The 14,705-nt window shown below is 60.3% G+C and carries 14 protein-coding genes; all 14 read right to left on the reverse strand.

Annotated features, from left to right (window positions below; genetic code table 11):
• Positions 1-131: 131 nt before the first annotated feature.
• Positions 132-1,304 carry an FUSC family protein gene (locus HMPREF2734_RS02830; protein ID WP_070569065.1) on the reverse strand — a complete coding sequence of 391 codons (1,173 nt, stop codon included), beginning with the start codon at positions 1,302-1,304 and terminating at the stop codon, positions 132-134.
• A gap of 81 nt (positions 1,305-1,385) precedes the next feature.
• On the reverse strand, positions 1,386-2,420 hold the full coding sequence (fbaA, locus tag HMPREF2734_RS02835) for a class II fructose-bisphosphate aldolase (protein ID WP_070569068.1): 1,035 nt from the start codon (positions 2,418-2,420) through the stop codon (positions 1,386-1,388).
• 57 nt (positions 2,421-2,477) lie between these two features.
• Positions 2,478-3,470 (reverse strand): hypothetical protein, encoded by a 993-nt coding sequence (locus tag HMPREF2734_RS02840; RefSeq protein ID WP_210384724.1) that lies wholly within the window; start codon positions 3,468-3,470, stop codon positions 2,478-2,480.
• 216 nt (positions 3,471-3,686) lie between these two features.
• Positions 3,687-4,196 carry a cysteine hydrolase family protein gene (locus tag HMPREF2734_RS02845; RefSeq protein ID WP_070423261.1) on the reverse strand — a complete coding sequence of 170 codons (510 nt, stop codon included), beginning with the start codon at positions 4,194-4,196 and terminating at the stop codon, positions 3,687-3,689.
• Positions 4,197-4,238: 42 nt separating this feature from the next.
• Positions 4,239-5,453, reverse strand: coding sequence for a glycoside hydrolase family 76 protein (locus HMPREF2734_RS02850; RefSeq protein ID WP_070450111.1), 1,215 nt, complete (start codon positions 5,451-5,453; stop codon positions 4,239-4,241).
• Between the two features lie 81 nt (positions 5,454-5,534).
• On the reverse strand, positions 5,535-6,152 hold the full coding sequence (locus HMPREF2734_RS02855) for a TrmH family RNA methyltransferase (RefSeq protein ID WP_070423341.1): 618 nt from the start codon (positions 6,150-6,152) through the stop codon (positions 5,535-5,537).
• A 31-nt stretch (positions 6,153-6,183) separates the two neighbouring features.
• Entirely contained in the window at positions 6,184-6,714 is a 531-nt protein-coding gene (pyrE, locus tag HMPREF2734_RS02860) for an orotate phosphoribosyltransferase (RefSeq protein WP_070423263.1), read from the reverse strand.
• On the reverse strand, positions 6,711-7,553 hold the full coding sequence (locus HMPREF2734_RS02865; protein WP_070569069.1) for a type III secretion system chaperone family protein: 843 nt from the start codon (positions 7,551-7,553) through the stop codon (positions 6,711-6,713). Before HMPREF2734_RS02865 ends, pyrE begins: the two co-directional genes overlap by 4 nt.
• A 36-nt stretch (positions 7,554-7,589) precedes the next feature.
• Complete coding sequence (locus HMPREF2734_RS02870) at positions 7,590-8,435, reverse strand: sulfurtransferase (RefSeq protein ID WP_070423264.1); 846 nt, start codon at positions 8,433-8,435, stop codon at positions 7,590-7,592.
• Between the two features lie 60 nt (positions 8,436-8,495).
• Positions 8,496-8,909 (reverse strand): DUF4265 domain-containing protein, encoded by a 414-nt coding sequence (locus HMPREF2734_RS02875; protein WP_070450118.1) that lies wholly within the window; start codon positions 8,907-8,909, stop codon positions 8,496-8,498.
• Between the two features lie 231 nt (positions 8,910-9,140).
• A complete protein-coding gene (gene adhP, locus HMPREF2734_RS02880) occupies positions 9,141-10,172 on the reverse strand; it encodes an alcohol dehydrogenase AdhP (protein WP_070423267.1) in 1,032 nt (343 codons plus the stop codon).
• Between the two features lie 180 nt (positions 10,173-10,352).
• Positions 10,353-12,911: an ATP-dependent chaperone ClpB gene (clpB, locus tag HMPREF2734_RS02885; RefSeq protein ID WP_070569073.1), complete on the reverse strand. Its 2,559-nt coding sequence runs from the start codon at positions 12,909-12,911 to the stop codon at positions 10,353-10,355.
• A 499-nt stretch (positions 12,912-13,410) separates the two neighbouring features.
• Positions 13,411-14,040, reverse strand: coding sequence for a hypothetical protein (locus tag HMPREF2734_RS12245; RefSeq protein ID WP_246816771.1), 630 nt, complete (start codon positions 14,038-14,040; stop codon positions 13,411-13,413).
• Positions 14,041-14,083: 43 nt separating this feature from the next.
• Positions 14,084-14,416, reverse strand: coding sequence for a DUF3644 domain-containing protein (locus HMPREF2734_RS12250; protein ID WP_070569076.1), 333 nt, complete (start codon positions 14,414-14,416; stop codon positions 14,084-14,086).
• Positions 14,417-14,705: the final 289 nt, after the last annotated feature.

Raw genomic sequence — 14,705 nt, forward strand, 5'->3', positions numbered from 1 at the left:
TCCAAAATGTTCATGGACATAACACGTCTAGTTGTGCCGCGAGGGAGCTAGACGATCAGGGAGCAGGGCGGGCAACAGGGCGGCGCGGCGGAAGGGCGGCTCACCGGCGCCGGCAACAGGGCGGCGTGAAACTAGTCGAAGTCGAAGGTTTCGGGCTCGTACTTCGGCGTCGTGGAAGTAGGCACCAGGGCGGCGAGGGCGGACTCGCGGGACATGCCGCACACCATCAGCAGGTCCACGATCAGGGAGCGGGTCTGCGCGAGGATGGCGTAGGCGGACAGGACGGCATCTTTGGGGACGATATCCATGCCGGCGGCCTGGCCCGCAGCACGCAACTCGTTGACGCACTCCGGGATGACGGTGGCTTGGGCGACGCGGGAGTTCACGTCGTAGACCTCGGAAAGTTCGAGGCAGACGCGGGACAAGGTGTCCAAGAGCTCGATTTGTTGTTCGGTGATGGTGTCGCTGTCCTCGACAAGAACGTGAGCCCGGCGCGCGAGCACACGGGAGGTACGCACCGCGTTATCCACCGGCGGGATCACGCGTGCCAGGGAGTTGATGTAGCGGCGAGTGCCCCACAAAAACGGAGAGACACGGCTGGCTTCTTCGCCGGACTTGATCGCGGCGGCTAAGTCATCGATACCCGTTTGGGTGCCACGGATTTGCTCGAGGGCCTCGTCGATGATGTTGGGGTTGCGTTCGCGGAGGCCGGTGGCCACGTCGTCGAGAACCGAAGAGACGATGCCCATCACTTTGGACACTTCCGCGCGGGCCTCCGACATCGGAGCCTGAGGCACCAGGGCGATGACTGCCATTGCAATCAAGCAGCCGATGATGGCGTCGATAGTGCGGTCCACGCCGGTGAACTCGCTACCAGGCGGCATGATTGTCGCGATCAGGATCGAACCGATCGCAGCCTGGTTATTCACCAGAACTGACTTGCTCAAAAACGACGCGATCAACAACGACCCGGCGACAATCACCGCGATCTGCCAGCCGCCGGCGCCGAGCCGGTAGAAGATCAGGTCGCCCACCAGCACGCCGAGCACGCAGCCCATGGCCATCTCCACCGACTTCGACACACGGTCGCCGCCCGTCATGCCAATGATGATCACCGTGGCAATCGGGGCGAAAAACGGCCGGGCGTGACCCATCACGTCGTGCGCAATGTAGTACGCGAACCCGGCGGCCAAGGCGATCTGCAAAATTGGCAACAACCGCTTCCGCACACGCTTCACCCGCGACTGCAGCGACTTATCAACCAACTGCAGTCGGGCGCGCGTGCCCATCCTCTGCTTAGCCATGGTTAAACAGCTTAGGCCCGAAAGGGAAAACCTCCCTGGGCTGTGGGGCCCGGGGAGGTGGTGTCGTCGATAAGCAGTGGCTTACTTGGAAACCGACTTGCCCACCGAGTGGAGGTCCTGGCACGCCTCGATGACGCGCTCAGCCATAGCGTTCTCGGCCTTCTTCAGGTAGGAACGCGGGTCGTACATCTTCTTGTTGCCCACCTCGCCATCAATCTTGAGCACACCGTCGTAGTTCTCAAACATGTGCGACACAACGGGGCGGGTGAACGCGTACTGAGTATCCGTGTCCACGTTCATCTTGATCACGCCGTAACGCAGGGACTCCTCGATCTTCTCCTTCTCGGAGCCGGAGCCGCCGTGGAAGACGAAGTCGAACGGATTCGTACCCTCAGCCAGGCCGAGCTTCTTCTCCGCAACCTTCTGGCCCATATCCAGGACCTCGGGGCGCAGCTTCACGTTGCCCGGCTTGTACACGCCGTGGACGTTGCCAAAGGTCGCCGCCAGCAGGTAACGGCCGTTCTCGCCGGTACCCAGGGCATCAACGGTCTTGGCGAAGTCCTCCTCCGAGGTGTACAGGTTCGCGCCGGCCTTCGCCTCAACGCCGTCCTCTTCGCCACCGACGACACCAATCTCCACCTCGAGAATGATGTTCGCCGCGTGCGCCTTGGCCAGAAGTTCCTGGGCAATCTCCAGGTTCTCGTCGATAGGAACCGCGGAACCATCCCACATGTGGGACTGGAACAACGGCAGCTCGCCGGCGTTCACGCGCTCCTGGGAGTAAGCGATGAGCGGACGCACATAGTCGTCGAGCACTTCCTTCTGGCAGTGGTCGGTGTGCAGTGCAATGTTGACGTCGTAATGCTTCGCCACCTCATGCGCAAACGCAGCCAACGCCTTCGCGCCCGTCACCTTGTTCTTCACAGCCTGACCAGACGCAAACTCCGCACCACCGATGGAGAACTGAATGATGCCGTCCGACTCCGCCTCCGCGAACCCCTTGATGGCCGCGTTGATCGTCTCCGAAGACGTGCAGTTAATCGCTGGAAACGCGTAGCCGCCCTTCTTGGCGGAATCCAGCATCTGGTTATAGACCTCGGGGGTTGCGATAGGCATGAAAATCCTCCTGGGATTGGGACCGTTTACGCACACCAGTATGCCCGTTTTAGGAAACTACCGCTGACGGAAAACCACAATGCCCCCAACAGTGGCCAAGAGGAGCCACGCAGCGAAAGAAAACGGGTGGGTAGCAAACGTGTTTGGGCGGAGTGGAAGCTCGACAAGAAGCTCGGCTAGCCCCGCTACACCGAAAACCCACGCTGCGAATTCAATGAGTCTTCGGCCTTTTAGGTTCGAGCGTTCGTCGTAATACGCCATCGTTGCAACAGCAGATTCGAGGTTTGTCTCGGCTCGAGCTATTTCGGCGTCGAGATCACTCGAACGATTGATTTCGTCCAACAAGCTTGAGTGGAGTGCAGGTGAATGAGCCCCTAAGCGTTCACGGTGCCGTGCGACAACCAATACAAAGTCAGACTGGAGGAATCGCATTTTGGAGGATCCCTTCGAATCGAGACCTGCGAGGTCAACCTGTGCTGCCATCTTCGCGGTCTTGTGTGCAGCGAGCCAGGTCGACTGAACTCTGAATTCACTAAGTGAGACGAGTTCCTCTAATCCTGAACAACTTGCCCCGATAACGCTGGCCGACCAGCTGCTCCAGAAACGGTGCCCTTGACTATCAATGATCGGGCACGGAAGATTTGGGATTGTTCCATTGATTCGGTCTACCAAGTGGTTGGTCGACGGAAGGTTGGCTTGATCCAGTCCTAGGGAACAACCAACATCTCTTGGATGCAGAAGCGCGTGGACCAAGCGATCGTCGACGGGCTCAGATACCGCGTAGACCGAGAATGAATATTCGTGCACCGCGTCGTTTGCAGAACCTCGGAAGAGTTCCCGCCGGTAACGCTCCTGAATCTTCCTAATATGCCGAATCAATTCTTCGACTTCACGCACTGTCTTATCTGGTGAATCGCTGAGTGATTGTTGGAACAGAACACGATCCCGAAGCGCGTTTGCCACGGATGCAACTGGCTCTTCCCCGATATCAGCGCGGTAGTCGAATTGGTATCGGGCCACTCCGTACCCGGACTGGGAAAGATAAAGCAAGGTATCGCCCTTTGAGACGATTGCATACGTGCGTGGTAGCAACAATGCGTGATCGCGCGTACCAAACACTTCCGTGCATTGCTCCCACCCGAGAGCTCGGAATTCGCCTTCGATACGAGCTATGACGCGCGCATCTGTGATCGGCCCACCGACATCTGTCGGTGCAAACTCGTATCTTGTAAACCCCCACTGCATTTCGCCCCCCCGAAATTGTTCTTACGCTGCGGTGTGTCCGCGCGTGTGTTTATAACCGATTGTCCGCCCCATCAGACGTGCCGCGGCAGCGTCTGCTTCGGGGCCACCGTTTGTGGCGCAACCCGCTAGGTCCACATCAACATTGACGCCATGGTCAAAGAGGTACGCAGCGTTTTGCAAAACGCACACGTCAGTATCAATGCCGACAAGGGTAGCCCCCGAAATCCCGTGAGACTTCAGTGCAGAAAGCAAAGCCTCGCCGCAACCGTAGGTGTCCTTGTCGATGATGATGTCCGCGCGCTCTTCCACGAGCCGATCGAGCTGCACTTCCTCAGGCGAGGACAACCGATCCCAGTTAATGCGGGTACGGAACGCCGACCCATCAGGGTTGAAAAACCTGGTAGCGATAACCAGGTCAAACTCATCAGAAGCGAGGAGCTCGTGCACGCGCGGTAGGCAACGCGACGTGTAGTCGGACAGGAATCCTGCCTGCACATCAACGACGATCAACGCCCGCTTGTTCTTCTGCATGCGTCCCGAGCACCTCCCTTTGCCACAACGGTGCCCACGATATTACGCCATTGCTGCAGACACCTTCGCCGCTGCTTCAAGCAGCATCCAGCCGGAGAGTTGGACGGAGAGGTCGCGTTCGTCGATACGCACGAGCCCCACGGCCTCGCTAATCGACGCCGGCCCCAACCCATAGTTATGCGGCAGGCGCGCATCCTCAGTCCACTCAGCGGCGAACACCGGCAGGCCGTCGACCTCCAGGCGGTGCGACCACAGCGACTCGGCGGACTGCATGACCAGGCGCGCCGCGATCTTCTTCGTGGCGATGTTCTCCTTCGAATCCTCCGGCAGACGCGTGGCCACGTCGGCGAGGTAGCGCGCGAGGATGCCCTTGAACAGGCCGCCGTCGCCCTCGCCGGACTCCTCCGGCGGGCTCAGCAGCACGCCCTGCGGAGTGGCCATCTCCAGGGCGATGGCCTGCACGATCGCGCGGATGTGGGTGATGTAGAACATGGAAGCATCGGCGCGCTCGGAGTTCTCGAACGAGTCGATCGGCTCGTCGTGGGCCAGCCCGACGTCCTCGCGAAGCGCAAGCGCGATCTCCAGGCTCGCGCCGAGCACCGTGCCCTGATTGTAGGTGTAAATCTTATCGACGACCTCAGGCCCCGACATGCGCATCCGAACACCGTCGCTGAGCAGACCGTCCTCGCGCACCAGGTTGTCAAAGATCCAGTCGACGATCTCGCGCGCCTTATCCAACCGGCCCGTGCGCGCGAACACCATCGCGGCGGTCGCGTTCGACGGAATGTTGTAGAACGTCTCCCCCGTACGCCACGGCAGCACGCCCACCACCGGGTCGATGCCCGAGAGCAGGTCAAACTCCAGATCCTCGAGCACCTTCGAGCGTTTCGACGACACCTTGCCGTTATTCTTCGGCAACTGCCCCGCACGCGCCCAGGCAAGCGCGAGCCACGCCTTGTCGTCGTAGTAAATGTTGCGAGTCAAGCGGCCGCGGCTACGCCCCTGGATCGTGCGCATCGTCTGGAGGATCCGGCGCCGACGCGTCTTCGTCGGACGTCGCATCGCCGCATCCACCTGGCAATCCAGGTACTGCGCCTGCCACCAGTAGTGCCAGTGCCAAAACAGCTTGTCTTTCAGCCCCGGCGGCCAGGCGACGACCGCCATGTTGGTTTTCGGCAACATCCAGAGCTTCTGGGCGTGACGTTCAGTAATTGCCGATTCCGCCAAATCAGCACGATGCGCCCAGGTTTCAGGCACTGATGTCTCCTCTAAGTAGTGACGTTTCCACGTGTGTTGCCAGTTATTTTGCCTGTTATATTGCCAGACCGCGCCGTTTTGCTACCACGCGTGAGACAGGTCTGCATGCTGGCGGATCCAGGCATGCATGGCGATCCCCGCCGCCACGCCCGCGTTAATCGAGCGCGTCGAGCCGAATTGGGCGATTGAGCAGGTCATCACCGCCGCCTCCTGGGCGGCCTCGGTCACGCCGGGGCCTTCCTGCCCGAAGAGGAGCACGCACTCGCGGGGCAGCTCGGCTGTTTCCAGGGGTACGCATCCGGGGGTGTTATCGATGGCCACGACAGCGATGCCCTCGCCGTTCGCCCACTCGATGAGATCCGCGACCGTTTCGTGGTGACGAATATGTTGGTAGCGGTCCGTCACCATCGCGCCGCGCCGGTTCCAACGCTTCCGGCCCACGATGTGGACCTCCTTGGCCAGAAACGCGTTCGCGGTGCGCACGACGGTGCCGATGTTCATGTCGTTTTCAAAGTTCTCAATCGCGACATGGAACGGGTGCCGGCGCGTATCCAGATCTGCGACGACCGCGTCCAGCGACCAGTAACGGTAGGCATCGACAACGTTTCGGGTGTCGCCGTGTTCGAGGTACTCCGGGTCGTAGCGCGGATCATCCGGCCACTCGCCCTCCCAGGGGCCCACACCGTGGCGGCCCTCCATCCACTCGGTCGGGCCCTTCCCATTATCTAACTCAGGCAAGCCCGAGATCCTCCAGGCCCAGCAGGTAGCGGTACTCCAGGCCGGCGTCCGCAATCACCTTGTCCGCACCCGTCGCACGATCGACCACCGTGGCCACCGCAACCACCTCGGCGCCCTCCGCACGGCAGGCCTCCACGGCGGTCAGCGGGGAGTTGCCGGTCGTGGTGGTGTCCTCCACCACCAGCACGCGCTTGCCCTTGATGGACGGGCCCTCGATGCGGCGCTGCATACCGTGCTTCTTCGCTTCCTTGCGCACCACAAACGCGTCGATCGGGCGCCCCTCCGCATGCATCACGGCAGTAGCCACTGGGTCCGCGCCCAGGGTCAGGCCGCCAACAGCGTCGAAGTCCAGGTCAGCGGTGAGTTCACGCAGCAGTTTGCCGATCAGCGGGCTGGCCTCGTGGTGCAGCGTCGCGCGACGCAGATCCACGTAGTAATCAGCCTCCTTGCCCGACGACAGCGTTACCTTCCCGTGTACCACGGCAAGCTCTTTGACCAGTTCAGCAAGTTGTTCTTTCATCATTTCTCCTCAGAATCAAAAATCGACGACGGTCCCTGCACACGCTTTACCCGTGTCAGGTCGGTGCCGGTGCGCTCGTCGCCAGCAATCGCGGCAACATCGTCGCCACCAAGATCGCGCTCCTCGACCTCACCGCGCTCCCCACCCGTGACCCGCGTGGGCAGCTCCACCGGATCTTCCGGCCGCTCAGGGCCCGCTTGCTTTTCGACGACCCCCTGCACCTTCTCCTCCCCCACCCACAACGGAGCATCCTCGACCGGCGGGAGTGTGCGCGCAGCATCCGCCAGCAGCGCCACCGCGGCCAACGACGCATCCCAATCCTGCGCCGTTGACCCCGGTGCGAACTGGGCAATCACCCACGCCCCCTCGAACCACACCGCGTTGACTGCGGGCGGGAGGGTGGATAGGGCGGTGCGCACGCGGTCGTCGATAAGCCTGCGCGCAGGGCCAACACTCGTGGCATGGACCGTGAACGCGCCCTCGCGGGTGGCCTCCACCAGGTCATCGTCGCGCTGTGTCGGCTCGAACCCGTCGCGGCGCATATCCACCACAACATCCGCCTCGCGGCCGGTGGGTACCGCGAGCACCGTCGTCTCCCCCAAATCCGCCAAGTGCAGATCATGGCCGAACGCGGAGCCCGACACGACCTCGCGCGCCGTCGCCCCCGCAGACGCCGCACCACGACGCCACTCCGCCGCCAACAGATCGTCTACCTTGGCAAACGTAAAACCGTGCTGCCGCGCCCACGCACGCCGTGGGCTTCGTTCACGCGCATCAGCGATAAACAGCGCAACACCAGCGGCGAGCGCCACAAACGCGAGAACTAACAGCACAGCAATCATCAGCGACGATGTTACAGCGCCCGCCGACACGACACGCTAAACACGCGTAACCACGCGGTTCTCCTTATTCGCACTCCACTGCGACCAACCGCCCACATAGTGCGTCAACACCGGCAGGCCAGCGTGCTCCATCGCCGCCAACAACTTCGCCGAGTGGTTGCCCGAACCCGAATACGTAATCACGCTCTCCGGATCCGTGTTCTGGGTAATGCCGACCTCCGCCAGGCGGCCGCGGATGGTGTTGGTGTCCTTGATCAGGTGCGTGGTGTCGTCGAAAAGATCTGTCACCGGCAGATTCACCGCACCCGGAATGTGACCCGCGCGCAGGTCCAGGATCTCGCGGCGGCCTGCGAAACGGCGCGCGCTCCTCGCGTCCAGGATCATGCCCTCAAACTCGCGGACATCCTCCATCGACGCCGTCGGCATACTCCCCGGCTCCAGGCGCTCCGGCTCGCGCGGCACCACAATGCCACCCGGACCCGCCACCGTGGGGAGCTTCTCGCGCTTCCACGCCGCAAACCCACCATCCACGATGTGCACATCAGTCACGCCCACCCAACGCAAAATCCACCACGTGCGCGCCGCGAACAGCCCGTTGCCACCGTCGTAGATGTACACCGGGCGATCCTCCTCGATCCCCCAATTCGCAACCGCCTTCTTCACCACACCAAACGCCGGCAACGGGTTACGCCCCGCCTTGCGACCCGGCAGCCCCGCCAACTGCGACGACGGATCACAAAACAACGCCGTCGGCACATGCTCAGACTGAAACTTCGACCACGCCTTACCAGCCTCCGGCTCCCACAGCGAAGCAATAACGGTCTGCTTCAGGCCAGCCTGAATACGTTCATTGAGATCCGCGGCAGAAACGAAAACGCTCATGCGCGCAAGTGTAACGAGGTTTCGGGGTCGGGGCGCGGTGTAAGGCGGTTGGTGCCGCTGCTAAGCCATGTAGCCCGGAGCAAGCTGAATCGCACCCTGCTCCGCCAAACCGCCAAGCCACTCCGCGATTCCCTCGCGCGGACAATCCGCACCAATGCTCGCCGCCAACATGCCACCAGGGCCCAACTCCACGCGACAACCAAACGCCAGCAGCGTCGCCGCAATCTCCTGCGGACTCTCATCCTCCGGCAACACACGCACCGTCGACGCGCCCCCACGCACCACCACACGATCCACATGGAACGCGCCCCCGACCAGCACGCACTCCACAATGTCCCCCAGCGCGAGCGTCGTATCGACGAACGGCACACTCGCCACCACAAACAAATTCGACCCAATCTGCTGAGCCCGAAGCTGCTCACTCTCCACACCAGGAATGACAACACGGGTGAGAATCGTCGTAGTCGGCTGCATAAAGGGCAGTGTATCTCGGAGTGGCCGGATTGTTGGAAGGGTTGGTGGTTTGTAGGGTTTCGGTCGCTGTGCGCCGTCGCCCCCTTCGACGAAGTCACAGTGCTAAACGAAACGAGGGCCTTGCAAGCAACAAATGCTTCAACAAGACCCTCACCGCCGAAGACAAGGTCTATCAAGACGGTCTGTCGGCTAGTGTACAGAAAAACACGCCACAGGCGAAGAGCGGAACGCCTAGTACTTGATGGACATACGGCCAGCGATCTTGCCGTTGCGCATGTCCTCAAACACCTTGTTCACGTCGTCGAGCTCGCACGCCGTGACATGCGGCTTCACCTCGCCGCGGGCGTAGAAGTCGAGCGCCTCCGCCATGTCCTGACGGGTGCCGACCAGCGAGCCGCGGATGGTGATGCCACGCAGCACGATGTCGAAGATCGGTGCCGGGAACTCCCCCGGAGGCAGACCGTTGAAGACGATCGTGCCGTTGGAGCGGCACATCGCGATGGCCTGGCCGAAAGCAGCCGGGTGCACCGCCGTGACCAGCACGCCGTGCGCGCCGCCGTCGGTGAACTCCTGCACAGCCTCACCCGGGTCGGTGTTAGCAGCGTTAACGGTGAACTCAGCGCCGAGTTCCTTAGCCAGTTCGAGCTTGTCGTCGGCAATGTCCACCGCAATCACGCGCATGCCCATAGCCACGCCGTACTGCACCGCGAGGTGGCCGAGGCCACCGATGCCGGAGATGACCATGAACTGGCCCGGCTTGGTCTGTGCTTCCTTCAGGCCCTTGTACACGGTGACGCCAGCGCAGAGGATCGGTGCGACCTCGACCGGGTCGGCGCCTTCCGGGATGCGCGGGGCGTAGCGCGTATCCACGAGCATGTACTCGCCGAAGGAACCATTCACCGTGTAGCCGCCGTATTCTGCCTGCTTGCAGTACGTCTCACGGCCGGTGCGGCAGAACTCGCACTCACCACATGCGGACCAGAGCCAAGCGTTGCCGACCATGTCGCCAACCTTGACCGAATGCTCACCCGGCCCCAACTCGATGACCTCACCGACGCCCTCGTGACCAGGCACGAACGGCGGAGCCGGCTTCACCGGCCAGTCACCTTCCACTGCGTGGAGGTCGGTGTGGCAGATGCCGCTGGCGGAGAGCTTCACCAGTGCCTGGAACGGGCCCGGCTTGGGAAGGTCGATTTCCTTGACATTGACGGTTGGACCGAACTGTTCGGCAACTGCTGCGCGCATAGAAGTTGGGGTGGACATGTGGTGCTCCTTTCCTAAAGGGGACGGTCGCCATGAATGATACGGAGCACACCGGAGTACGTCGAGTGAAGTGAAACACGTTTCCATTAAGCGACAAATGTTTAGGAAAATGGGGCCGGTAGAAGAAAAGGCCGGGCGGATTTTCTCCACCCGACCTGGGCTTACAGCGACAGCACCGAACTAAGCGGCGCTGACGCCAGCAGTGACGTCGAGGAACTCGCCGCCGTCGGCAACATCGACATGGACGGTGTCACCGTCGCGGATGTCACCGGCCAACAACTTCTTCGCCAGACGGTCACCGATGGCCTGCTGGATCAGGCGACGCAGCGGACGAGCGCCGTAGGCCGGGTCGTAGCCGCGATCTGCGAGCCAGGACTTCGCCGAATCCGACACCTCCAGCACCAGGCGGCGGGCGGCGAGACGCTCGGCCAGGCCCTCCAGCTGGATGTCGACGATGCCGACCAACTGGTCCTTGCTCAACGGGTCGAACACCACAACGTCGTCGAGACGGTTGATGAACTCCGGCTTGAAGTGGCGCTTCACAGCCTCCATGATCTGGTCGCGGTCGCCACCGGCGCCCAGGTTGGAGGTCAGGATCACCACCGTGTTGCGGAAGTCGACCGTGCGGCCCTGACCGTCGGTGAGGCGGCCTTCGTCCAGCACTTGGAGAAGTACATCGAAGACGTCAGGGTGGGCCTTCTCTACCTCGTCAAAAAGCACGAGCGAGTACGGGCGACGACGAACAGCCTCAGTGAGCTGGCCGCCAGCGTCGTAGCCGACGTATCCCGGAGGGGCACCGACCAGGCGCGCAACCGAGTGCTTCTCACCGTATTCGGACATGTCGATGCGGATCATTGCGGTTTCGTCGTCGAAAAGGAACTCCGAAAGCGACTTGGCCAACTCCGTCTTACCCACACCCGTCGGGCCGAGGAAGAGGAACGAGCCGATCGGACGGTTCGGATCCGCCACGCCCGCACGGGAGCGACGCACCGCGTCCGACACCGCGACGACGGCTTCCTTCTGGCCGACGACACGCTCACCCAGCACAGATTCCATGTTGAGCAGCTTCTCGGTCTCACCCTGCATCATCTTGCCGGCCGGAATGCCCGTCCAGGAAGAGACGACATCGGCGATGATGTCCGGCGTGACTTCCTCCTCCAGCATCGTCTTGTTACTGGCCTCAGACTCCGCCTTGGCTACCTCCGCCTCCAGTTCGGGGATGCGGCCGTAGCGCAGCTCGGAGACCTTGGCATAGTCGCCGTCGCGCTCCGCAATCTCGGACTCGTTGCGCAGACGCTCGAGCTCCTCCTTCGCGGACTGGACCTTGTTCACCTCAGCCTTCTCGTTTTCCCAACGCGCCTTCATCTCACCGAGGCGTTCGCGCTGATCAGCAAGTTCCTCGCGCAGGTGCTCGAGACGCTGCTTCGACGCCGCGTCAGACTCCTTCTGCAGCGCGATCTCCTCGATTTCTAGACGACGAACAATACGCTCCAGCTCATCAATCTCCTGCGGGGAAGAATCGATTTGCATACGGAGGCGGGAGCCGGCTTCGTCCACAAGATCGATCGCCTTATCCGGCAAGAACCGGTTCGTGATGTAGCGGTTGGAAAGCTCCGCCGCCGACACCAGCGCCGAGTCCTGGATTCGCACACCGTGGTGCACCTCGTAGCGCTCCTTCAGGCCACGCAGAATACCGATCGTGTCCTCGACCGTCGGCTCCCCAACGTAAACCTGCTGGAAGCGACGCTCCAGGGCGGCATCCTTCTCGATGTACTGACGGTACTCGTCGAGCGTCGTCGCACCGACCAGACGCAGCTCACCGCGAGCCAGCAACGGCTTAATCATGTTGCCGGCATCCATCGCGGAATCACCGGTGGCGCCGGCGCCGACGATGGTGTGCAGCTCGTCGATAAACGTAATGATCTGGCCGTTCGACTCCTTAATCTCATCGAGCACAGCCTTCAGACGCTCCTCGAACTCACCGCGGTACTTCGCACCCGCAACCATCGAGCCAAGATCCAACGAAATCAGGGTCTTGCCCTTCAGGCTCTCCGGGACGTCGCCCGCCACAATGCGGCGCGCAAGCCCCTCAACGATCGCAGTCTTACCGACGCCCGGCTCACCGATCAGCACCGGATTGTTCTTCGTACGACGGGAAAGCACCTGAACCACACGGCGAATCTCCGAATCGCGGCCGATCACCGGATCAATCTTGCCCTCACGCGCACGAGCAGTCAGGTCCGTCGAGTACTTCTGCAGCGCCTGGAACTGATCTTCCGGATTCTCCGAGGTGACCTTCTTGCCACCACGAACCGACGGGAACGCCTCCTTGAGCGCCTCAAACGTCGCGCCACGCTTCTGCAGCAACTCGGCCGCATCGTCCTTGCCCTTTGCAATCGCGGCGAGGAGAACATCGGCGGAAACGTATTCGTCGCCAAGTTCACCTGCAAGATCCTGCGCAACACTCAGCGCCGTCTGCAGATCCCTATTAATCCCCGGGTTGGCCATGCCCTGGCCCTCCGCGCTCGGGTAACCACTAATCAGCTCGCCAGCCTCGCGCGCCACCGTCTCCGGATCCACACCCGTGGCCTTGAGCACCGGGGCAGCAATGCCGCCATCCTGCTTCAGCAACGCCTCAAGCACATGAGCCGGGCGCATATCCGGGTTCCCCGCAGCCGACGCACGCATCTGCGCTTGCTGCAAAGCCTCCTGCGTCTTCTGTGTGTACTTCGATGCCATATCGCATCATCCTTTCGTGCCTAAATTTTGTTTCGCACTATGTGTAACGCACGAGAAGTTGAGTCTGTTCCTGTCAACGCGAAAAAAGTTGCGCGAGAGTGGCTCAAGGTGGGGTTGACGGGGTGTTTTCGCTGGTCGTCTAGTTGCGTGGCAGTGCGTGCTAGACGATCAGCTTTCGTCGAAAATGTTTCCCCAGGTGATGATGGAAACGATGGTCGATAAAAGAAAGATCGTCTAGTCGCGCAAAAGAGCAGCTAGACGATCAGGGGGAGGCCAGCTCCTTTAAAAGACCAAAGGGCTTTGAAGACACGTTTTTCAACGTTTTTACCTCATGTTTTTTGCCCAACACTGCTCCCCGATAGGCAAATAAGTGTTGTGCAAGACAACATGTGCAATTAGCATTATGACTACAGCGCCAACCCGAGAAGGATAAAGCTGGGTTCCCGAATGGGAGTAGGGCTTCGGCCTGAGAATTCCTTTGCTCCGAGGGTTGGCGTTTTTATTTTCCTACTTTTCTCTTAAGCGCGTCGAGGCACCCTTCTGGGTCCTTCTGCAGATAACCAACTACAAACTCGACGGCCTGCTGGGAATATGTCCACATTGTCGCATTCTCTCCAGCCGTACTGCGGTCGTAGGCGTACCGTTCGTCGTCCCGGAGTTGAAAAACTTTGATGAAAAGATCGAAGTCATACTTGTTAAATCTGCGTTTTTCTCCACGGTGATAGATGGTTGTCTTCGACTTTGCGAGGCGCTTGAGCACCTCGTTAACCGCTAATTTTTTGGTGTACGGGTAGTAACTAGCTGCATCGCGGACATCCTTGACAATGGCAATGCCCGCATCAGCATCGCTATCGATATAGACATTGAGATCAGCATCCTTTGACTTCTTAACGATGCGGAGGTTCGTCTCATAAATCGCAGCAGCGGCTCCCCCTTCACCTGTACCAGCCGCGTCTGCTGCAAACTGCCTCATTTTTAGGAGCTTCTCCGCGACGTATGGTTCATATTTTGCCCGGATAACGTCGGGGTCAATAGCACCACGACGCACAGCAAGCGTGAGGTGATTTTCCGGAATTAATTCACTTACAGACTCCCCATGCAGCTCGAGCAGTTTGTCTGCATAGTTCATCACTGACTTCTGCAGGAATGGACCGATAAAGATCTCATACTCGTCAGTAATGAAATGCGTATTGCATGTTACGGAAGCGGATGATCTCAGCCATGTTCACCCGTAATGGATCTTTGTCGTTCGTAAAAATTTTCTTCAGGCAATCCGCAAGCGCGATTGTCTTCCCCGGCTCATCGGGGTAGTAGATAGCCTCGACTCCTCGTTCTTTGACTAAGTACGCCTTGAGCATGAGCTCCCAAGCATTACAAAGAAATATCGAGCAGGACTCAGCGTGATATTTCAGAGTCGGACGGTTGTAAAGCTCCAACGCAAGAATGAAGGCTTCTTTACTCTTCTCCAAAAGGCGCTGGACGATCTCTTCATACCCCATTTCCATAACGACTCAGTCTAATGATCAACGCGACGCCCTTAGTGCTGGTCGTCTAGTTGCGCGGTGTCATGTCTCATGACTTTTTGGACATGGAGTCCAGTCACTTATTGGACACGATGTCTAGAGACTTTTTGGACACTGAACCGGTGAAATGGTCGGATGGCTATTTCATCGCACACACGCAGAAAGATCGCGGATTTCGATCCGGTCCGCGACGGAAAAACCATCAAGCAGTTTTGCAAGGATGAGCAGATCTCACGACAGACGTTTCATAACGTCAGGGATCGTATTGCTC

Origin of the sequence: Corynebacterium sp. HMSC055D05 (genome assembly GCF_001810365.1) — a bacterium.
Classification (GTDB): domain Bacteria; phylum Actinomycetota; class Actinomycetes; order Mycobacteriales; family Mycobacteriaceae; genus Corynebacterium; species Corynebacterium coyleae.